Annotated in this window: 18 protein-coding genes; 3 read left to right on the forward strand and 15 right to left on the reverse strand. The window is 62.6% G+C overall.

What is annotated here, in order from left to right; all coding sequences use genetic code 11:
- Window positions 1–424 precede the first annotated feature (424 nt).
- From ccmI to ACQUTI_RS03395, 12 genes are all read right to left on the reverse strand, one after another.
- Window positions 425–1,267, reverse strand: a complete 843-nt coding sequence (gene ccmI / locus ACQUTI_RS03340) for a c-type cytochrome biogenesis protein CcmI (protein WP_060655968.1) — start codon at window positions 1,265–1,267, stop codon at window positions 425–427.
- Complete coding sequence (locus tag ACQUTI_RS03345; RefSeq protein ID WP_074186545.1) at window positions 1,264–1,710, reverse strand: cytochrome c-type biogenesis protein; 447 nt, start codon at window positions 1,708–1,710, stop codon at window positions 1,264–1,266. The genes ccmI and ACQUTI_RS03345 overlap by 4 nt, the downstream gene beginning before the upstream one ends.
- A gap of 11 nt (window positions 1,711–1,721) precedes the next feature.
- Entirely contained in the window at window positions 1,722–2,276 is a 555-nt protein-coding gene (locus ACQUTI_RS03350) for a DsbE family thiol:disulfide interchange protein (RefSeq protein WP_122542580.1), read from the reverse strand.
- On the reverse strand, window positions 2,273–4,225 hold the full coding sequence (locus ACQUTI_RS03355; protein WP_080935626.1) for a heme lyase CcmF/NrfE family subunit: 1,953 nt from the start codon (window positions 4,223–4,225) through the stop codon (window positions 2,273–2,275). Before ACQUTI_RS03355 ends, ACQUTI_RS03350 begins: the two co-directional genes overlap by 4 nt.
- Window positions 4,222–4,680 carry a cytochrome c maturation protein CcmE gene (gene ccmE / locus ACQUTI_RS03360; RefSeq protein ID WP_428923202.1) on the reverse strand — a complete coding sequence of 153 codons (459 nt, stop codon included), beginning with the start codon at window positions 4,678–4,680 and terminating at the stop codon, window positions 4,222–4,224. The genes ACQUTI_RS03355 and ccmE overlap by 4 nt, the downstream gene beginning before the upstream one ends.
- Complete coding sequence (gene ccmD / locus ACQUTI_RS03365; protein ID WP_004203001.1) at window positions 4,664–4,894, reverse strand: heme exporter protein CcmD; 231 nt, start codon at window positions 4,892–4,894, stop codon at window positions 4,664–4,666. The genes ccmE and ccmD overlap by 17 nt, the downstream gene beginning before the upstream one ends.
- Window positions 4,891–5,628, reverse strand: coding sequence for a heme ABC transporter permease (locus ACQUTI_RS03370; protein WP_064183289.1), 738 nt, complete (start codon window positions 5,626–5,628; stop codon window positions 4,891–4,893). The genes ccmD and ACQUTI_RS03370 overlap by 4 nt, the downstream gene beginning before the upstream one ends.
- A 49-nt stretch (window positions 5,629–5,677) precedes the next feature.
- Window positions 5,678–6,337: a heme exporter protein CcmB gene (ccmB, locus tag ACQUTI_RS03375; RefSeq protein WP_017899585.1), complete on the reverse strand. Its 660-nt coding sequence runs from the start codon at window positions 6,335–6,337 to the stop codon at window positions 5,678–5,680.
- Window positions 6,334–6,957 (reverse strand): cytochrome c biogenesis heme-transporting ATPase CcmA, encoded by a 624-nt coding sequence (gene ccmA, locus ACQUTI_RS03380; RefSeq protein ID WP_428923203.1) that lies wholly within the window; start codon window positions 6,955–6,957, stop codon window positions 6,334–6,336. The genes ccmB and ccmA overlap by 4 nt, the downstream gene beginning before the upstream one ends.
- An 83-nt stretch (window positions 6,958–7,040) precedes the next feature.
- Window positions 7,041–8,381, reverse strand: a complete 1,341-nt coding sequence (locus tag ACQUTI_RS03385) for a c-type cytochrome (RefSeq protein WP_428923204.1) — start codon at window positions 8,379–8,381, stop codon at window positions 7,041–7,043.
- Between the two features lie 10 nt (window positions 8,382–8,391).
- Window positions 8,392–10,176: a GMC family oxidoreductase gene (locus ACQUTI_RS03390; RefSeq protein WP_002908285.1), complete on the reverse strand. Its 1,785-nt coding sequence runs from the start codon at window positions 10,174–10,176 to the stop codon at window positions 8,392–8,394.
- Window positions 10,177–10,178: 2 nt separating this feature from the next.
- A complete protein-coding gene (locus tag ACQUTI_RS03395) occupies window positions 10,179–10,934 on the reverse strand; it encodes a gluconate 2-dehydrogenase subunit 3 family protein (RefSeq protein ID WP_074194570.1) in 756 nt (251 codons plus the stop codon).
- A 501-nt stretch (window positions 10,935–11,435) separates the two neighbouring features.
- On the opposite strand from ACQUTI_RS03395, the gene ACQUTI_RS03400 reads away from it, so the two are divergent.
- Window positions 11,436–11,807, forward strand: coding sequence for a VOC family protein (locus ACQUTI_RS03400; protein ID WP_004203014.1), 372 nt, complete (start codon window positions 11,436–11,438; stop codon window positions 11,805–11,807).
- A 7-nt stretch (window positions 11,808–11,814) separates the two neighbouring features.
- On the opposite strand, the gene ACQUTI_RS03405 is transcribed toward ACQUTI_RS03400, so the two are convergent.
- The 3 genes from ACQUTI_RS03405 to ACQUTI_RS03415 all read right to left on the reverse strand — a co-directional run bounded on the left by ACQUTI_RS03405 (window position 11,815) and on the right by ACQUTI_RS03415 (window position 15,811).
- Entirely contained in the window at window positions 11,815–12,885 is a 1,071-nt protein-coding gene (locus ACQUTI_RS03405; RefSeq protein WP_428923205.1) for an ABC transporter ATP-binding protein, read from the reverse strand.
- A complete protein-coding gene (locus ACQUTI_RS03410) occupies window positions 12,878–14,647 on the reverse strand; it encodes an ABC transporter permease (protein ID WP_004189548.1) in 1,770 nt (589 codons plus the stop codon). Before ACQUTI_RS03410 ends, ACQUTI_RS03405 begins: the two co-directional genes overlap by 8 nt.
- A gap of 75 nt (window positions 14,648–14,722) precedes the next feature.
- A complete protein-coding gene (locus ACQUTI_RS03415) occupies window positions 14,723–15,811 on the reverse strand; it encodes an ABC transporter substrate-binding protein (RefSeq protein ID WP_004203017.1) in 1,089 nt (362 codons plus the stop codon).
- 303 nt (window positions 15,812–16,114) lie between these two features.
- On the opposite strand from ACQUTI_RS03415, the gene ACQUTI_RS03420 reads away from it, so the two are divergent.
- Window positions 16,115–17,194: a malate/lactate/ureidoglycolate dehydrogenase gene (locus ACQUTI_RS03420; RefSeq protein WP_004203019.1), complete on the forward strand. Its 1,080-nt coding sequence runs from the start codon at window positions 16,115–16,117 to the stop codon at window positions 17,192–17,194.
- Window positions 17,195–17,440: 246 nt separating this feature from the next.
- Window positions 17,441–19,591, forward strand: a complete 2,151-nt coding sequence (fdhF, locus tag ACQUTI_RS03425; protein WP_428923206.1) for a formate dehydrogenase subunit alpha — start codon at window positions 17,441–17,443, stop codon at window positions 19,589–19,591.

The following is a 19,591-nucleotide window of genomic DNA, read 5'->3' on the forward strand; positions in this document are numbered from 1 at the left end:
CCCGGGCTGAGAACCTGTAAAACCGATAACAGTCTCCCCCGCCGCCGGGCAAGATATCGCACCGTGGCCGCCATGTTGCCGGGTGGCGGCTGCGCCTTACCCGGCCTACAAAGACCTCCCGTCAGCTCATATCCCCGGGCCCACGCTAACGCAGCGCCGCCGGGAAGATATCAGGCTCCGAGCTCAACATGTTGCCGGGTGGCGCTTCGCTTACCCGGCCTACAAAGGCTACCCGCGATTTGGCGCTCTATTCGCGCCCTTCGTAGGCCCGCGCAAGCGTAGCGCCGCCGGGCAAGGACAGCGGGCACGGAGCCGATTTTGTGCCGGGTGGCGGCTGCGCCTGACCCGGCCTACGAAAACAGGGCTGCCCGTACTCTTCTGGTGGCATGCCCCAGACCCGCGCCTGCGCAGCGCCGCCGGGCAGTTACTGCGCCAGCTGCTGCGCCTGCGCCAGCTGGCGGACGATCGCCTCGCGCCGCGCATCCCCTTCCGGCAGCCGGGCCAGCAGCGCCTGCAGGGCGGCCACGGCTTCGGGGTAATCTTCATTACGCACCGCGCTCAGGGCCAGCATCTCCAGCACCGGCAGGCTGTTCGGCTGCCGCTGATGCAGGTCACGCAGCAGCAGCTCGCCCATCCGAACCTGACCGCTATCTCCCGCCCGCACCAGCGCGCTGGCGTAATCGAAAGCCGCCGCCGGGTCATCCGCCGCCAGAGCATGCGCCCGGCCAAAGGCGCCGATCGCCGTCTCGCCATCGTTTAACAACAGGCCCAGCCGTCCAAGCAGCTGCCAGCCGGGGAGGTCATTCGGGGTATCCTGCAGGTGGCTGCGCAGGCCAAGCCGCAGCTCCGCCAGCTCATCCATTCGCAGCGGCGCCGCCGTCGGGTCCTTAACCTGCTGCAACAGCGCAGGATAATGCCGTTCAGCCTGCTGCCAGAGCAGCACCTGGCCGATATCGCTGGTTTTCAGATACAGGCCCAGACTCAGGACTACCAGCAGCAGCGCCCCCGGAAGCAGCGCCCAGCGGCTTAGCGGCCGTTCGCCAGGCTGTGCCTGGGGCGGGATATCGGTCAGCAGCGTGCGCTGCAGCTCGACGACCAGCGCCGGGTTGTCCTCGCCGCGCTCCTGCGTCAGCTCCTGCAGGCGCGACTGATACAGGGCGCGGTTGAGGGTATCGCGGTCCACCGCCCCGTTGCCCGTCCATGGGTAATAAAGCAGTCCCAGCGCGCCAGCCAGCAACAGCCCGGCGATAACCACCAACAGGCTCATCGTTCTTTTCCTTCTTTCAATAATTCCGCCAGCCGCTGGCGCTCTTCAGCGCTGAGCGCCGCGTCAGGGATGTCGCGACGACGCGCGCGGGCGACAATCATCCCGGCGCCCGCCAGCACGAACAGCCCCGGCCCCATCCACAGCAGCACCGTGCCCGCGGTCAGCGGCGGCTCGTAGCTGACAAAATTGCCGTAGCGGGCCACCATATAGTCAACGATCTGCCCTTTCGTTTTCCCCTGCTGCATCAGCTCGTACACCTTCTGCCGCATATCGGCGGCAATCATCGCGTTCGAGTCAGCGATGCTGTTGTTCTGGCATTTCGGGCAGCGCAGCTGGGAGGTGATCTCGCGAAAGGCCTGCTCCTGGGCCTCATCCTTAAACTGCCAGGTATCGATGGCGGCCCACGCCTGGCCGGTCAGCATCAGCGCCAGCAGGATGCCCATTACCCCTCTCATCAGCCCGCCCCCCGGTTGTATTGATTCCACAGCGGCTGGAGCACCTCGCGCCACACCCGTTCGTTCAGGTCGCCGGCGTGCCGCCAGCGGATGATGCCCTGACCGTCGATGAGAAACGTCTCCGGCGCGCCATAAACCCCCAGATCCAGGCCGAGCATGCCGTTGCCGTCGTACAGGCTCAGCCTGTACGGATTACCCAGGCGCTGCAGCCAGCTCATCGCCTTCTGGCGATCGTCTTTGTAGTTCATCCCCACCACCCGCACGCCCTGCTGCGCCAGGCCGTTGAGAAACTGATGCTCGGCGCGACAGGTTGGGCACCAGGTGGCCCAGACGTTGAGCAGCAGCGGCTTGCCGTCAATCAGCGTCCGCCGGTCCAGCGTCTGACCGGGGGTATTCAGCGCTTCAAGGCGAAACTCCGGCAGCGGTTTGCCAATCAGCGCCGACTCAAGGGTCGTCGGGTCGTCGCCATCGGCGTTGCGCATCAGCTGCCAGAACAGCGCAGCGGCCAGCGCCAGAAACAGCGCCAGCGGGATAAACAGCAGCTTCCGGTTCATGAGGCCTCCTGCAGCTTCTTACGCATCCGATAGCGCGGGTCGAGCATGCAGCACAGACCGCCGAGGGCCATCAGCACCCCGCCGTACCAGATCCAGCGAACGAACGGTTTGTAGTACAGACGTACCGCCCAGCTGCCGTCGCTCAGCTCTTCCCCCAGCGCGGCGTACAGATCGCGGGTCAGCCCGCCGCTGATCGCCGCCTCGGTCATCATCATCCGGCTGGCGGTGTAAAAGCGTTTCTCGGCATACAGCGTCGCTTCCGGGCGTCCGCTATGGGTCACGGCGATAATGCCTTCGCCGCCGGTCCAGTTGGGGCCGACGATATTGCGCACGCCGTTAAACACAAAGTGATAGCGGTGGATATCGATACTGTCGCCGGGGCGCATCCGTACATCGCGCTCCACGCTGTAGTTCTGGCTAAAAGTGATGCCGATAACGGTCACCGCCACGCCGACGTGACCGAGCACCATCCCCCACTGGCTGCGGGTCAGCGTCCGCAGGCCGCGCCAGAAGCCGTGGCGATGAGTGGCCCGTTCGTGAACCTCCAGCAGGGCGAAGATCAGCACCCACAGGGCCATCATCAGGCCAATGACCGCCATGGCGGTGATACGATCCTGCAGGAGCCACGGCAGCGCCAGAGAAAGTGACAACGTCACAACCAGGGCGATAATCAGGCGCTTAATCTGCCTGGCGATGTCATCGCGCCGCCAGCGGATCAGCGGCCCCAGCCCCAGCAGCAGCGCAAACGGCGCCATCAGGGCGGTGAACATGGTGTTAAAGAACGGCTCGCCGATGGAGATGCTGCCGAGGCCCAGCTCTTTATGCACCAGCGGCAGCAGCGTTCCGAGGAGCACCACCAGCATCGCGGCCATCAGCAAAATATTGTTGCCAAGCAGGAACGACTCGCGCGACCACAGGGTATGTTCCACCCGCGCCCGCACCCGGCCGCCCTTCAGGGCGTACAGCAGCAGCGACCCGCCGATGGCGACAATCAGCAACGCCAGGATAAACAGCCCGCGCGATGGATCCGAGGCGAAGGCATGCACCGAGACCAGCACCCCGGAGCGCACCAGGAAGGTGCCCAGCAGGCACAGGGAGAAGGCGGCGATGGCCAGCAGCACCGTCCAGGCGCGGAAGCTGCCCCGCTTCTCGGTCACCGCCAGGGAGTGCAGCAGCGCGGTTCCAACCAGCCACGGCATAAACGAGGCGTTTTCCACCGGGTCCCAGAACCACCAGCCGCCCCAGCCCAGTTCGTAATAGGCCCACGCCGAGCCCAGCACGATGCCGAGGGTGAGGAACATCCATGCCGCCTGGGTCCAGGGACGCGACCAGCGCGCCCAGGCAGTATCCAGCCGGCCCGCCAGCAGCGAGGCGATGGCGAAGGCGAAAGCCACCGAGAAGCCGACGTACCCCATATAGAGGATCGGCGGATGGAAAATCATGCCGATATCCTGCAGCAGCGGATTAAGGTCGCGGCCATCAATGGGGTACTGCGGCAGGCCGCGGCTGAACGGGTTGGAGGTAAAGAGGATAAACAGCAGGAACCCCAAGGCGATCATCCCCATCACCGCCAGCACCCGGGCGACGGCGTCGAGCGGCATCCGTCGGCTGAAGAGGGCGACGGCGAAGGTCCAGACGCTGAGCAGCAGAACCCACAGCAGCAGCGAGCCCTCATGCGCCCCCCAGGTCGCCGCCACCCGATACCACACCGGCAGCGCGCTGTTGGAGTTTTCCGCCACGTAGCGGACGGTAAAGTCGTTGACCACGAAGGCGTGCACCAGCAGCAGGAAAGCGCCGCCGATACAGGCGAACAGCCCGCAGGCCAGCGGCCGGGCCAGGGCCATCAGCCGGCGGTCCTGCCGCGCCGCGCCCCACAGGGGATAGACGCTCAGGAGCAGCGCCAGCCCCGCCGCCAGACACAGTAAAAAGTTGCCCAGCTCCGGCATCATGGCTGCGCCTCCGTTTTCGCCGGCGTCATGGCGTTTTTCACCTCCGGCGGGGTGTAATTTTCATCATGTTTGGCCAGCACCTGCTGGGCGGTAATATGCCGCTCGCCGTCCAGTACGCCCTGGGCCACCACGCCCTGCCCTTCACGAAACAGGTCCGGCAGAATGCCCTTATAGCTGACGTCCACCACCCCGCGGGCGTCATACAGCTTAAAGCGCACGTCGAGGGTTTGCGGGTCGCGCTGCAGGGAGCCCGGCTGAACGTAGCTCCCCACTCGCAGGCGCTGCCCGGTATGAGGTAGCGCCCGGGTTTCCGTTTTGCCGTAGATAATTTCCCCCGGGGTGTAAAACAGATCGATATTGCTGCTCAGGGCGTACAGCGTCAGGCTGACAGTGAGCCCAAGTCCGGCGAGCACCGCCAGCACGATATACAGCCGGGTTTTACGACGCGCTTGCATCCGCGGCCTCCTTGTCATGTTCGCGGGCAGCCGCGATCCGCCGCTCGCGCGCCTGCTGGCGTCGCACCTCATGGAATAGCGCCCGCCGCGCCCACAGGGTGTGCACCGTCAGCAGGCCAAAGGCGGCGACGGCCACCGCCACCGCCAGCCAGACGTACAGGGCATAGCCGCCCATATTCAGGAAGGCGGCGAACGAAGAAAAAGCGGGGCTCATCGGACGGCTCCTTTGTTAGCCAGCGCCACCACCCACGGTCGACGACGCTCCAGCTGCAGGATCAGGTTACGCAGGCGCATCAGGGTCAGGGTGACCGACAGCGTGAGGAAGGCAAAGATACAGATCCGCAGCGGCAGACGCATGCTCGGGTCGATGGTTTGCTGCAGGTTGGTCGAACCCTGGTGCAGGGTATTCCACCAGTAGACCGAGTAATGAATGATGGGCAGATTGACCACCCCGACCAGCACGAGGATCCCCGCCGCGCGCCCGGCCAGCCGCCGGTCGTCAAAGGCGTGCCACAGGGCGATGACCCCGGCATACAGAAACAGCAGCACCAGCTCCGAGGTCAGGCGGGCGTCCCAGATCCACCAGGTCCCCCACATTGGCTTGCCCCACGCCGCGCCGCTGACCAGCGCCACCAGGGTGCAGATCGCCCCCACCGGTGCCAGGGCGGCGATCGCCAGGTCGGCCATTTTGATCTGCCAGACCACCCCGACGAAGGCCGCGACGGCCATCGCCAGGTAAAGCCCCATCGACCACATCGCCGCCGGGACGTGAAGATACATGATCCGGTAGCTCTCCCCCTGCTGATAGTCCGCCGGGGCGAAGCCAAATCCCCATCCCAGGCCGATGACCAGCAACAGCGCGCTCAACGCCGCCAGCCAGGGGATCCAGCATCCGCACAGGCGGTACAGCCGCTCGGGGATCGCCAGTTGATGTAACGCTTTCCACATAGACGCTTACTCACACGGTTATGATGGCCGCGCCCGCAGGCGCAGCGAATTATTGCACGGTTAGCCGCAGCGCGGCGGCGGTGGCGAACGGACACAGGGTGGCGCTGGCGGTTAAGAACGCCGCCAGCATCGCCAGATAGCCGCCGACCGGGAGCCCGGCGGCGGCGGCCTGGCAGGCCGCGGTGGCGAAAATCAGCAGCGGCACCGCCAGCGGCAGCACCAGCAGGCTCAGCAGGACGCCGCCGCGCTTCAGGCCGACGGTCAGGCCAACCCCCACCGCGCCAAGAAAACTGAGCGTCGGGGTGCCGAGCAGCAAGGTCAGCGCCAGCACGCCGGCGTCATGCACGCTCATCCCCAGCAGCAGCGCCGCCAGCGGAGAGACGATCAGCAGCGGCAGGCCGCTCATCATCCAGTGGGCGACCACCTTCACCAGCACCACCGCCACCAGCGGCGTCGGCAGAAGCAACAGCTGCTCCAGGGAGCCGTCCTGCCAGTCGTCACGAAACAACCGATCCATCACCAGCAGCGCCGCCAGCAGCGCGGCGACCCATACCACGCCCGGCGCAATCTGCGCCAGCAGCTGCGGCGCGGCGCCGACGCCGAACGGAAACAGGGTGATGACGATCAGAAAGAACCAGAGCGGATTGAGGATCTCCGCCCCGCTGCGCCACGCCAGGCGCAGTTCCCGGGCCAACAGCGCCCGCATCATTGCCACCTCCCGTCGCCGCCGCCGAGGCGCAGGGTGCACAACGGGCAGCGCAGCGGCCGCAGCGGCTGGTGGGTAGTGAGGATCGCGCTTCCCCCCTGCCGGGCGTGCTGCTCCAGGCGTCGGGTCAGGGTTTCCATCGCCGTGGCGTCGAGGGCGGTGAACGGCTCATCGAGGATCCACAGCGGCGCGTCGGTTAACCACAGGCGGGTCAGCGCCACCCGGCGCTGCTGCCCGGCGGAGAGCTGGCTCAAGGGGAGATCTTCATAGCCCGCCAGGCCGACGGCGGCGAGGGCGCGTTCCCGCTGCTGAAGGCGGCTGGCCGGAAAGAAGAAACGCAGGTTTTCATCGGCGGTCAGCGCCGCGTTGACGCCGGGCTTATGGCCCAGCCACAGCAGCTGACGATGAAATGACTCCCGGACCTTCGCCAGCGGCTGGCCCTGCCAGCTCACCCCGCCGCTTTCCGGGCGCGCCAGGCCGCAGAGGATCCGCAGCAGCGAGGTTTTCCCCGCGCCGTTATCACCGGCGACCTGCAGCAGCTCACCGGCAGCAAGGGACAGCGTCAGCTCCGCAAACAGCGGTCGATCGTCAACGATGCAGGTCAGTCGCTCTGCATGCAGCATGAAGGCAAACTCCTTGATTCAGACAGTATTTTACGTCCTGGCTAAGTATGGGTTGCGCCGCGTGGGCGACGCAACCCTGACGGTTACTGTCCGGCCCCCGGCAGCTTCGAGATATCAGCGTTGCCTAACGCCTTCTCATCGTGCGCCGCGGTCTCCTTACGTACCTTCGCCACATCGCTGGCGCTGACCGCCGGCGCGTTGTTGCCCCAGCTGGTGCGGATGAAGTTGACCACATCCGCCACCTGGTGGTCGTCCAGACGCCAGCCGAACGACGGCATGGTCAGGTTGGAGACCGCGTCTTTCACCGCCGGCGTGGTGCTCCCGGTCAGAACGATATGGATAAGCGAAGTGGCATCTTCGGTCTGCACCACCGGATTGCCCTTCAGCGACGGGAAGGCGCGTTTATAGCCTGCGCCGTCGGTGCGGTGGCAGGCGGCGCAGTTATCGACGTACAGCGCGGCGCCGGTTTTGCTGTCGTTACCCTTCCACAGATCTTTCGCCACGCTGTCTTCCACCGGGGCTGGGGTCTGTTTGCCGCCGCGCGGCGGGAGCGACTTCAGATAGCGGGCGATGGCGGTGATGTCGTCATCAGAAAGATACTGCAGACTGTGCTCCACCACATCGCTCATGCCGCCGAAGACCACCGATTTATCGTTACGTCCGGTTTTCAGGAACTCGACCAGCTCGGCTTCGCTCCAGGTCCCCAGACCGTCGCGGTTTTCGCCGCGCAGGCTGGAGGCAACCCAGCCGTCAATCGGCGCATTGCTGCCCGCCAGGTAATCATCGCCTTCGCTTTCGCTGAGCGCTTTTTCCTGCATCGTCAGGCTACGCGGGGTATGACAGGCGCCGCAGTGGCCCAGGCCTTCCAACAGATAGCGGCCGCGCTCCAGCACCGGGTCAACCTGCGGGTTGGCGACAAAGTCGCTCGGCGTCGGCGCGAAGATGCCGCGCCAGAACGCCAGCGGCCAGCGCATCGACAGCGGCCACGGGATGTCGGTGTCCTTGTTGGCGACATTCACCGGCTCCACGCCGTGCATAAAGTAGGCGTACATGGCGCGCATGTCCGCTTCGCTGATCCGTGCGAACGAGGGATAAGGCATCGCCGGATAGAGCGTGGAACCGTCTTTCCGCACGCCCTTGCGCACCGCGTCGTCGAACTCTTCGAAGGTGTACCCGCCAATGCCGTGTTCTTTATCCGGCGTGATATTGGTGGAGTAGATGGTGCCGATCGGCGTCTCCATCGGCAGACCGCCGGCGAAAGGTTTGCCCGCTTTGCCGTTGGTGTGGCAGGCGACACAGTCCCCCGCCCGCGCCAGATACTCCCCTTGCTTAATCAGATTGCTGTCCACAGGCGCCTCTTCGGCGAAGGCCGCGCAGCTCAATGCCCCAAGCACCAGGGCCGATAACCATTGCATTTTCATCATCTGCCTTCCTTTATGCCTGCACCAGGGGACCCGGATTTTTCAGATACTGCTCGCGGATCGCCTTCGCTGACCAGTAGGCCAGCGCGGCCACCGTGCCGGTTGGGTTATAGCCCAGCCCCTGCGGGAAAGCGGAGGCGCCGATGACGAAGACGTTATGCACGTCCCAGCTTTGCAGATAACGGTTAACGGCGCTGGTTTTCGGATCCTCCCCCATCACCGCCCCGCCGTTCATATGGGTGGTCTGGTAGGTGGTGGTATCAAAGTGGCTGTTGGCGTTTTTCGGGCTGCCGAGGATATATTTCGGCTTCATCGCTTTGGCGATCGGCGCCATCTTATCGAACATAAACTGCGCCATCTTGATGTCGTTTTCCTGCCAGTCGAAGGTCATGCGCAGCAGCGGCTGGCCAAAGACGTTTTTGTAGTTCGGATCAAGATCGAGGTAGTTCTGCCGATAGGACTGGTGCGCGCCGTGGGCATCCATCGACAGGTGATGGGTGTAGGTATCGGCCACCGCCGCTTTCCACTTGCTGCCCCACGCCGGGGTGCCCGGCGGTACCGGGAAACCGGAGATGGGCTTGGTCCCGGCCTGGTTGACCCAGAACGGCGAACCGCCGACAAAGCCGGCCGCGCCGTGGTCGAAGTTGTCGGCGTTGAAGTCGTCGACGCCGACGCCGTTGCCGCCCGCGCCGATAAACGGGTTGGTATAAGTGTCTTTGTCGAAAATGGCCTTGATGGTGGTCATGTTCTGGTAGGCGAAGTTACGCCCCACCACCCCTTCGCCGGTCTCCGGATTGTACGGTTTACCGATCCCGGAGAGCAGCATCAGGTGCACGTTATGGAACTGGAAGGCGCCGATGATCACCAGGTCCGCCGGCTGCTCCATTTCGCGCCCCTGGCCGTCGACGTAGGTCACGCCGGTGGCGCGGGATTTGTCGTCGGTCAGGTTGACCTTCAGCACGTTGGCGTTGGTCCGCAGCTCAAAGCGTTTTTCCTGGCGCAGCGCCGGCAGGATGTTCACGTTCGGCGAGGCTTTAGAGTACATGTAGCAGGCGTAGCCGCTGCAGAAACCGCAGAAGTTGCACGGACCCATCTGCGCGCCATAGGGGTTGGTATAGGAGTCGGAGGTGTTGGCCGACGGCAGGTTGTAGGGATGGTAACCCACCTCGAGCGCCGCTTTTTCAAACAGCTGCGCTGACCAGGTGTTTTTCTGCGCCGGCAGCGGGAAGTCGTCTGAGCGGTCCGGGGCGAAAGCGTTGCCGCCGCGGCCTTTACCGACGACCTTGCCCTTGATCGACCAGGCAGTCCCGGAGGTGCCGAACACTTTCTCCGCTTTATCGAAGAACGGTTCCAGCTCGTCGTAGGTGACGCCGAAATCCTGGATGATCATATCCTGGGGAATGAAGTTTTTGCCGTAGCGCTCTTCATAGTGGCTGCGCATCCGCAGTTCGATGGGATCGACGCGGAAATGGACACCGGACCAGTGCAGCCCGGCCCCACCCACGCCGGTACCCGGCAGGAAAGCCGCCAGCTGGCGATACGGCACCGCCTGCTGGCTGGTGTTATGGCGGATGGTGACGGTGCTTTTCGACAGATCCTGGAACAGCTTGCGGCGGATGTTGTAGGTCAGCTCATCAATCACCTGCGGATAGGCGCCGTCCGGCCAGGTGTCGCGCATCGGACCGCGCTCCAGCGCCACGACGTTGAGCCCGGCTTCGGTCAGCTCTTTGGCCATGATCGCCCCAACCCAGCCGAAGCCGACGATCGCGACATCGGTTTTTTTCAATACGGTGGCCATGATTACGCCCTCTCCCCATTAATTGATACCGGCGGGAAGGGGTAGCGTTCGCCCCGTTCAACCCAGTCCATAAAGTCGGCGCGCGCGCCGGGAAAATTAATCAGCGTCCAGCCGACCATGCCTTTATTACCGCCATGGATCGGGTCGCTGAAGAAGCCTTCTCGGGTGTTCTGTAGCAGATAGGTGAAGAACAGCGAGGCCGGTAGCTGTTTGAACTCGGCTTTGCCGGATTCCCACAGGCCGAGCGCCTCGTCCTGTTGCTCGTTGCTCAGTTCAGCGAAGGTCTTGTGATACTTGTCCTGACACCACGCCTCGGCGTCGGCGATCCCGAGGTTATAGATCTGTTTGGGCACCAGCGGCAGCTGATAGCCCATCTCTTTCGGCACGTCGGGGTTGAAGGGCCCCTGCATATACCAGATGGAGCCGGTGGCGTAAGGGGTATTGAGCTGGCGGTCGATAAACTCCGGCACGCCGGCCTCTTTGGCGCCGGGGCCAAGTTCATCCGCTGGGATCAGGCGCGCGACGGCGGCGTTGATAAACGCCCACTCACGATCGTTGAAGAACTGCGGCTTCCAGTCGCTGGCCGCCGCCGTGTTCCCGGAGGCTGGCTCTGAAGCGGGGGCCGCCTGCGCGGTCGCGCTGGTGGCCACGCCAATGGCCCCTGCTCCCGCGCTGCCGATCACCACCGTCGGGATCAGCGCCATCGACTTCACCAGGAAATCACGCCTGGAATTGTTAGTTTTCTCGCTCGACATCATCACATTCCTGTCATTGAAAATTACTGTTTTTGTCGCTGACAAAACCAGTGAATGTCGTGCTGGAACCGATACCATTGCGCTTTTAAACCGCTTAGCGTCTGGCCCGGCCCGGCAAGTCGGATAAAACATCGCCAGAGGCGATATCATTTATAGGGTTATCGTTTGGATAGTAGACGATTCTCAACGAAACGCGGGAAATCGGAGAGAAATTCACCGGAATGTCATCGTGAGAAGGGTGCTGCCATAACCTTGAGGCGGTAAACCGGCGGCGTTCACACCGCGCTGAGCTTACCCATGCGCCAAAAAAGAGTGACTTGTATCACAAATGTTATTTTTTGTTTATGGTACATGGCAGATTAAACGTCTGTAAATACTCGTATTAGGAATAATTAAACATTTTGAGCTGTTAAAAAAGTTAATAACCGTTGTTAACTATTTTGCATCTATTTCCCGGCTAACGCGTTCGGCTGGCGATATCCCGTCCACAGGAGAAGAGAAGATATGTTCGATCATGTGAAATTCGGCGTCAGTGATTATGCCGCGAGCAAAGCGTTCTTTTTACAAGCCCTTGCCCCGCTTGGCGTAACGCTGGTCGGCGAAGGCGAGCCGACCTACGGCGCAGAGCTGGCCGGCAGCGGCGATGTCTCTTTGTGTCTCTATCAAAGTGCGGACAAACCGGCGCCGCTGCATATCGCCTTTCGCGCCGACAGCCGCGAACAGGTCGACGCCTTCTGGCAGGCGGCGCTGGCCGCCGGAGGAAAGGACAACGGCGCACCGGGGTTACGACCAAACTACCACGCCAGTTATTACGCCGCCTTTGTGATTGCGCCAGACGGGCACAATATTGAAGCCGTGTGCCATCTGGCGTCTTAACCAGCGGTTACCGCTGCGGAAAAATCCACACATCCTCCGCCGGGAGCGTCAGATGACAGTGTTCGGCATCGCGCAGCGCCGTTCCGTAGGCGCGCAGCGGGAAATCGTCGCCCTCGGTGCGGAACAGGTACTCCCAGCGGTCGCCGAGGTACATGCTGGTCAGCAGCGGTAGCTGGAGACTGTTATCCTGCGCCGCGCCGTCCAGACGCAGGCGCTCGACGCGGATCACCGCCGTCGCCGGCTCGCCGACGCTAACCCCCTCGCCCGCTCGCCCCCACAGGCTCCAGCTGGCGCCTTCGATCCGCGCCCTGCCGTTCTCCAGCGCCATTACCTTGCCGTGCAGGCGGTTATTGCTGCCCATAAACTCGGCGGCGAACAGCGTCGCCGGGCTGCCATACATCTCCTGCGGCGTCCCCTGCTGCTCGATGACACCATTGTTCAGCAGCAGAATACGATCCGAGATGGCCATCGCCTCATTCTGATCGTGGGTGACCATCAGCGCCGACAGGCCCAGCTTGACGATCAGCTCGCGCAGAAACACCCGCGCCTCTTCGCGCAGCTTGGCGTCAAGGTTGGAGAGCGGCTCATCCAGCAGGATCACCGGCGGGTTGTAGACCAGCGCCCGGCCGATGGCCACCCGCTGCTGCTGGCCGCCGGAGAGCTGGTGCGGATGGCGGTTGCCAAGGTGCCCGAGCCCCAGCTGATCCAGCACGCGCTGCACCCGCTCTTTTATCTCCCCGGCGGCCACTTTACGCAGCTTCAGCGGATAGGCCACGTTGTCGAACACCGTTTTGTGCGGCCACAGGGCATAGGACTGGAACACCAGCCCGAGGTTACGCTCTTCGGCCGGGATCTCGCTGCGCGGCGTGCCGTCGTACACCGTGCGGTTGCCGATGACGATCCGTCCGCTCGTCGGTTTTTCCAGCCCGGCCACCGCCCGCAGTAGCGTGGTTTTGCCGCTTCCCGACGGCCCCAGCAACGACACCACCTCTCCCCGGCCGAGCGTCATCGACACCCCTTTCAGCACCGGGTTGTCGCCATAGGTGAGATGCAGATTTTCTACCGATAACTCAATCATGTAATTTCACTCCAAAGCGCAGGGCGATGCCAAGGCCAATCACCACCAGCAGAATATTGATAAAGGAGAGCGCCGCGACGATATCGATGGCCCCCGCCGCCCACAGCGACACCAGCATCGAGCCGATGGTTTCGGTACCCGGCGACAGCAGATAGACGCCGGTGGAATATTCGCGCTCAAAGATCAGGAACATCAGCAGCCAGGAGCCAATCAGCCCATAGCGCGACAGCGGGACGGTGACGTGGCGGGTGATCTGCCCCCGCGAGGCGCCGGTGCTGCGCGCCGCCTCCTCCAGCTCCGGGCCCACCTGCAGCAGCGTCGAAGAGATGAGCCGCAGGCCATAAGCCATCCATACCACGGTGTAGGCCAACCAGACGCTGAAGATGGTGTTGCGCAGCGCGCGCAGCTGCACGATAAGGTGCTCCCGCAGCCAGTCGGCCACCGGCAGCGCCGAGAGCCAGCCGTGCTTCAGCGACTGATCGAGCCACATCGGCACAAACAGGAACACCCACAGAAAGGCCAGACCGGCCAGCAGCCCCGGCACCGCGCGCGGGACCAGCACGCTGTAGTCAAGAAAGCGGGTGACGTTGTCCGCTTTGCGGTGCATGGCGATACCGACAAACAGATAGCAGATCACCGCCAGCGCGCCGCCGACGATGCCGATAGCCATCGAGTTGACGATCGCCCGCAGCAGGTTGGGCTGCTGCCAGATATTGTGGAACGTCGTCAGCGACAGCTCATCCCACAGCGACACGCCGACGCCCCAGTTGGAGATAAAGGCGCGCAGCGCCACGCCGAGCAGCGGCACACCGATGGTCACCGTCAGCCAGGCCACCACCACCGCCCCGGCCACCCAGCGCCATTTGCCCAGCGGCAGCGCCCGCGCCTGCGACGCCTTGCCCTTCATGGTGACAAAGCGGTTGGCGGTGCGCATCAGCCGCCGCTGGAGCATCACCAGCGGGATGGTGATGCAGATCAGCACCACCGCCACCGCCGCCATCAGATGGTAGGAGGGGGTGCCGAGCTTGTTGGTCAGCTTATAGAGATAGGTCGCCAGCACCATGTTGCCCTCGGGGTCGCCCAGCACCAGCATCAGACCGAAAACCTCCAGACCGAGGAAGAAGAGCAGCACGCAGGCGTAAAGGATGGACGGCCGCACCATCGGCAGACTCACCGAGGTCATCACCTGCAGCGGCGTGGCGCCGACGGTGCGCGCCGCCTCTTCCACGTCGGAACCGACGCTGCGCAGCGCCGAAGAGATATAAAGATAGGCGTGCGGCACGTGGGTTAAGCCGGCGATGACCACAATGCTGAACATCGAGTAGATATTCCACGGCACAAAGCCGATCAGCTGCTGCGCCCACTGGGAAAAGAAGCCTACCGGCCCGGCGGCCACCACGTAGCCAAAGCCCAGCACCATCGGCGAGACGAAGATCGGCACCAGGATCAGCGGCTCAATGAACCGCCGGCCGGGTAAATCGGTGCGTACCATCAGAAAGGCCAAAATACCGCCCAGTGGAATGGCGATAATCACCAGACCAAAGGCCAGAATAAAGCCTGACCTTAACGCCAGATAAAAATCCGGGTCGGTAAAAATAAAGGCGAACGCTTCCAGGCTCCAGGATTTGGAGCGGGAAAAGAACGGCGCGGAGAGAAAACTCTGCACCACAATAAATAACAGCGGGACATAAATCACCAGCGCCGTGATGCACACCACCACGCCGCGCGGCAGCCCCTGCCACTTTCTGCGTAATACATTCATGGTTCATCCCTTTGGTCAGGTGAATAAACCCGCCGGGTGTGAATAAGGGGGCATCGGCGATGCCCCGGGGGAGGATTATTTCGCGGCGGCGCTGCGCCATTGTTTAATAAACTGCAGACGTTTTTGCGGCTGTAAATAATCCAGCAGCGTTTCGTTGACCGGGATCGGTTTTAACGCTTTGCCCAGCAGCGCGGTCATGCCGTCGATATCATTTTTGCCTTCAATATCGCGACGAATAGAGGGAATATCCGCCTGACTGGCGAGGATCTGCTGGCCTTTTTCCGACAGGACATAGTCCAGCCACAATTTTGCCGCATTGGGATGTTCGCTCTCCTGGCTAATAAACGAGACGCGGGAGAGCACCAGCACGTAATCTTTCGGATAGGCAATGCCTAAAGAGGGATCGTTTTTCGCCCGCGCTTCCGCATAGGAGCCAAGGATGTTATAGCCGATCAGGTTTTCGCCAGAGGAGACGCGCTCCATCATCGTGCCGGTGGAAGACTGCACCGTCAGGCCGCCTTTGGCGATATTCGCCAGGTCGGTAAAATAGTTCGCGTCGGCCTGGCTGTCCTGCACCGCCAGCATAAAGCCGAGGCCCGATTTTTCGATATCGTAGGTGGTGACTTTGCCTTTAAATTTATCGGCCTGGCTGGCGATCAATTTTGCCAGCGCGGTATGCGAATCCGGAACCTCATTCTGCGGGATCAGCCGTTTGTTATAGATAAATACCACCGGCTCGTAGGTGGTGCCATAGGCTTTCTGCTGCCACACCGCCCAGTCGGGCAATTGCTTCACCTCCGGCGAGGCATATTGTTCCGCGTATTCGGTGGCTAATTTCAGCGCCGTATCCATCGATGAGCTCCACACCACGTCCCCGCTGCCGCCCCCGGCGGCCTGCTCGCTGATATAGCGGTTATACAGCTCGGTGCTGTTCATGTCGTTATATTCGACTTTGACGCCCGGATATTGCGCTTCGAATCCTTTAATTAACGGCCCGGCGGCTTTGGTATCGGTTGTGGAATAGATCACCACCTTGCCCTCTTTGACGGCGGCATCAACCGTTTTTTGATAATCCGCCGGATAGCCCGCAGGCACCTCCGCCCAGGCGGCACAGGCGAAAACGGCCGTCAGTGAAACCACTAAACCACTTATTTTCTTATACATGATACCAACCTTTAATAATCAATTAACAAACACAAATTTAACATATAGTGGTATCAGCTGCCCTTGCAACGCCGGGGCTGGCTTTTTTCTGGCTTTTGTGACAGTGGCAGAATTTAAAAATGTGGTGTTTATGACGTTAATTAAAACGCGATCGCGGACCGGTTTTTTATCGTCTGGCGTATAACGCAGACGCTGGCGCAGTGGCGTGACGCCCGGAGCCCCCGCCCTTGATCTTCTGCGCCGGGCGGCGCAGCATAAAACGGCAAACATAACAAAATAACAACAGACTACAGGAGAGAATCAGTGCCAACAGGACACCGCTTTCTGGCGACGGATCTGCATCAGTTTGTCGTCTCACTGTTTACCCATCTCGGCAGCCGCTCAGAAGAAGCGACGCTGGTCGCCGACCACCTGATCGCCGCCAACCTGGCCGGGCATGACTCCCATGGCGTCGGGATGATCCCAAGCTATGTGAAATCCCATGCCGGCGGTTTTCTGCAGCTCAACCGCCACGCCACGGTCACCAAAGATGCCGGCGCCGTGGTCACCCTCGACGGCAACGCCGGCTTCGGCCAGGTAGTCGCCCACGAAGCGATGCAGTTAGGTATCGAAAAGGCGAAGCAGCACGGCATGGCGGCTATCGCCCTGCGCAATGCGCATCACGTCGGGCGCATCGGCTACTGGGCCGAGCAGTGCGCCGCCGCCGGACTGATCTCCATTCACTTCGTCAGCGTAATCGGCGACCCGATGGTCGCTCCGTTCCGCGGAAAAGACAGTCGCTTCGGCACCAACCCCCTGTGCGTGGTGTTTCCGCGAGAGGGCCATCCGCCGCTGCTGCTGGACTACGCCACCAGCGCCATCGCCTTTGGAAAAACCCGCGTCGCCTGGCACAAAGGGGAAGCCGTGGCCCCCGGCTGCCTGATCGACGCCGAGGGGTTGCCCACCACCGATCCGGCGGTGATGCAAACCTCGCCGCTGGGCGCCCTGCTCACCTTCGCCCAGCACAAAGGCTATGCCCTGGCGACGCTGTGTGAAGTGCTCGGCGGCGCGCTCTCCGGGGGGCAAACCACCCATCAGGAAAGCCTGCAGACCAGCGTCGACGCCATCTTTAACTGCATGACCACCGTGATCCTGCGCCCGGACGCGTTCGATGCCCCGGACAGCCAGGCGCAGACGGAGGCCTTTATCGCATGGTGTAAACAGTCGCCGCACGATCCCGATGCCCCGGTGCTGGCCCCCGGCGAATGGGAAGCCGCCAACCGCGAAGCGCGCCTGGCCGAGGGGATCCCGCTGGATGCGGGCAGCTGGCAGGCAATCTGCGCCGCCGCACGCGACGTCGGCCTGAGCGAGTCGCATATCACCCGCTGCCGCCCTCTCGCGTAGCGGCGTTTTCCCCCGCAGAGCGTCTGACGTCGGCGCTCTGCGTCATCGTCATTAGTGACGAGGTCACGCTCCCGTCATCATCCATCTGAAGTTTTTCATTACAAATCAACACATTAAAATCTGGCACGAGACCTGCATAGCGCAGCGGGCCTGCGTCCGCATCACCACCAGGCGATACCGCGATCGTTGCCCGTCGGGCCCGGCGCGACAGCGATCCTCTGTTCACTGTTAACAGGTCTGTTACTGATGAAAAAAATCACGAGCGTGTGCCCCTACTGCGGGGCGGGTTGCAAACTTAAACTGGTTGTCGACAACAATAAAATCATTCGCGCGGAAGCCGCCGACGGCGTCACCAACCAGAACCAGCTGTGCCTGAAAGGCTATTACGGCTGGGATTTTCTGAACGACACGCAGCTCCTGACGCCCCGTCTTAAACAACCAATGATCCGCTACCAGAAAGGCGGCGCCTTTACGCCGGTCAGCTGGCAGGAGGCGATTCGCTATACCGCCAGCAAGCTCAGGGAGATCAAAGAGAAGCATGGCCCGCGCGCCATCATGACCACCGGCTCCTCGCGCGGCACCGGCAACGAAACCAACTATGTGATGCAAAAGTTCGCTCGCGCGGTGCTGAACACCAATAACGTCGACTGCTGCGCCCGCGTCTGCCACGGCCCTTCCGTCGCCGGGCTACAGCAGGCGCTGGGCAACGGGGCGATGAGCAATTCGATAAGCGACATCGAAAACTCGAAGTGCCTGCTGGTCTTTGGCTACAACTGCGCCGACTCCCATCCCATCGTCGCCCGCCGGGTAATCAAGGCCCGGGACAACGGCGCCAAAATCATCGTCTGCGATCCGCGACGCATTGAAACCGCACGCATAGCCGACCGTCATCTGCAGCTCAACAACGGCAGCAATATGGCGCTGGTGAACGCCTTCGGCTATGTCCTGCTGGAGGAGGAGCTGTACAACAAAGCCTATGTCGAACGCTACACCGAAGGGCTGGACGCCTACCGCGAGGCGGTGAAGGATTACGCCCCGGAAGCAGTGGAAGCGATTGTCGGGGTCAGCGCGCAGGCAATTCGCGAGGCGATGCGCATGTTTGCCGCCGCCCCTTCCGCCACCATTATGTGGGGCATGGGGGTCACCCAGTTTGGCCAGGCGGTGGACGTGGTGCGCGGCCTGGCAAGCCTGGCGCTGCTCACCGGCAACCTGGGGCGGGCGAACGTCGGTGTGGGCCCGGTTCGTGGGCAAAACAATGTGCAGGGCGCCTGCGATATGGGCGTGCTGCCGAACCTGTTCCCCGGCTATCAGGAGGTCACCGACCCCGCCGTGCGGGCCAAATTCGCCGCCGCCTGGGGGATCGACCCGGCGCAAATGGATGACCAGGTCGGCACCCGCATCACCGAAGTGCCGCATAAAGCGCTGACCGGCGAGATCAAAGCCTACTACATCATGGGCGAAGATCCGCTGCAGACCGAAGCCGACCTCGGCCTGGTGCGCAAAGGCATCGAGGCGCTGGACTTCGTGGTGGTGCAGGATATCTTCATGACCAAAACGGCGGAGATTGCCGATGTCCTGCTGCCGGCCACCTCCTGGGGCGAGCACGGTGGCGTCTTCACCTGCGCCGACCGCGGGTTTCAGCGGTTTGAACAGGCAATCCCTCCGGCGGGGAATGTGAAGCGCGACTGGGAGATCATCAGTCTGCTGGCCAGCGAAATGGGCTATCCGATGCACTATGAGAACAACCAGCAGATCTGGGACGAGATGCGCGAGCTCTGCCCGCTTTTCTACGGCGTGACCTGGGAGAAAATGGGCGATATGGGCCATGTTCAGTGGCCGTGCCCGACCCTCGACCACCCCGGCACGCCGTGGCTGTATAAAGACAACCGCTTCGACACCCCATCGGGTAAAGGGCAGCTGTTCGCCACCGCCTGGCGCGCGCCGGCGGAGCGTCCGGATGATGAATGGCCGCTGGTGCTCTGCACGGTGCGGGAGGTGGGGCACTACTCCTGCCGCTCGATGACCGGCAACTGCGCCGCGCTGCAGTCGCTGGCCGACGAGCCGGGACGGGTGCAGATAAATCCGGTGGATGCGCAACGGCTGGGGATCGCTGACAAACAGCTGGTGTGGGTCAGCTCCCGACGCGGGAAAGTCATCACCCGCGCCGACCTCAGCGATCGCATCAACCCGGGCGCGGTCTATATGACCTATCAGTGGTGGGTGGGCGCCTGCAATGAGCTGACCCAGGATAACCTCGATCCGATCTCCAAAACGCCGGAAACCAAATACTGTGCGGTGAAAGTGGAAGCGATAGCCGACCAGCAGTGGGCGGAGCGCTATGCCTGGACGGCCTACAGCGACATGAAGGCGCGACTGAAAGCCGCCGCCGACGTCTGA

It is taken from the genome of Klebsiella sp. 7-CIP_Kleb., assembly GCF_050378655.1.
Lineage (GTDB): Bacteria > Pseudomonadota > Gammaproteobacteria > Enterobacterales > Enterobacteriaceae > Klebsiella > Klebsiella quasipneumoniae.

Bases quoted from the DNA above. Each gene is read 5' to 3' on its own strand.
- ccmI (WP_060655968.1), bottom strand. From the start codon at position 1,267: ATGAGCCTGTTGGTGGTTATCGCCGGGCTGTTGCTGGCTGGCGCGCTG.
- ACQUTI_RS03345 (WP_074186545.1), bottom strand. From the start codon at position 1,710: ATGGGCATCCTGCTGGCGCTGATGCTGACCGGCCAGGCGTGGGCCGCC.
- ACQUTI_RS03350 (WP_122542580.1), bottom strand. From the start codon at position 2,276: ATGAACCGGAAGCTGCTGTTTATCCCGCTGGCGCTGTTTCTGGCGCTG.
- ACQUTI_RS03355 (WP_080935626.1), bottom strand. From the start codon at position 4,225: ATGATGCCGGAGCTGGGCAACTTTTTACTGTGTCTGGCGGCGGGGCTG.
- ccmE (WP_428923202.1), bottom strand. From the start codon at position 4,680: ATGCAAGCGCGTCGTAAAACCCGGCTGTATATCGTGCTGGCGGTGCTC.
- ccmD (WP_004203001.1), bottom strand. From the start codon at position 4,894: ATGAGCCCCGCTTTTTCTTCGTTCGCCGCCTTCCTGAATATGGGCGGC.
- ACQUTI_RS03370 (WP_064183289.1), bottom strand. From the start codon at position 5,628: ATGTGGAAAGCGTTACATCAACTGGCGATCCCCGAGCGGCTGTACCGC.
- ccmB (WP_017899585.1), bottom strand. From the start codon at position 6,337: ATGATGCGGGCGCTGTTGGCCCGGGAACTGCGCCTGGCGTGGCGCAGC.
- ccmA (WP_428923203.1), bottom strand. From the start codon at position 6,957: ATGCTGCATGCAGAGCGACTGACCTGCATCGTTGACGATCGACCGCTG.
- ACQUTI_RS03385 (WP_428923204.1), bottom strand. From the start codon at position 8,381: ATGATGAAAATGCAATGGTTATCGGCCCTGGTGCTTGGGGCATTGAGC.
- ACQUTI_RS03390 (WP_002908285.1), bottom strand. From the start codon at position 10,176: ATGGCCACCGTATTGAAAAAAACCGATGTCGCGATCGTCGGCTTCGGC.
- ACQUTI_RS03395 (WP_074194570.1), bottom strand. From the start codon at position 10,934: ATGATGTCGAGCGAGAAAACTAACAATTCCAGGCGTGATTTCCTGGTG.
- ACQUTI_RS03400 (WP_004203014.1), top strand. From the start codon at position 11,436: ATGTTCGATCATGTGAAATTCGGCGTCAGTGATTATGCCGCGAGCAAA.
- ACQUTI_RS03405 (WP_428923205.1), bottom strand. From the start codon at position 12,885: ATGATTGAGTTATCGGTAGAAAATCTGCATCTCACCTATGGCGACAAC.
- ACQUTI_RS03410 (WP_004189548.1), bottom strand. From the start codon at position 14,647: ATGAATGTATTACGCAGAAAGTGGCAGGGGCTGCCGCGCGGCGTGGTG.
- ACQUTI_RS03415 (WP_004203017.1), bottom strand. From the start codon at position 15,811: ATGTATAAGAAAATAAGTGGTTTAGTGGTTTCACTGACGGCCGTTTTC.
- fdhF (WP_428923206.1), top strand. From the start codon at position 17,441: ATGAAAAAAATCACGAGCGTGTGCCCCTACTGCGGGGCGGGTTGCAAA.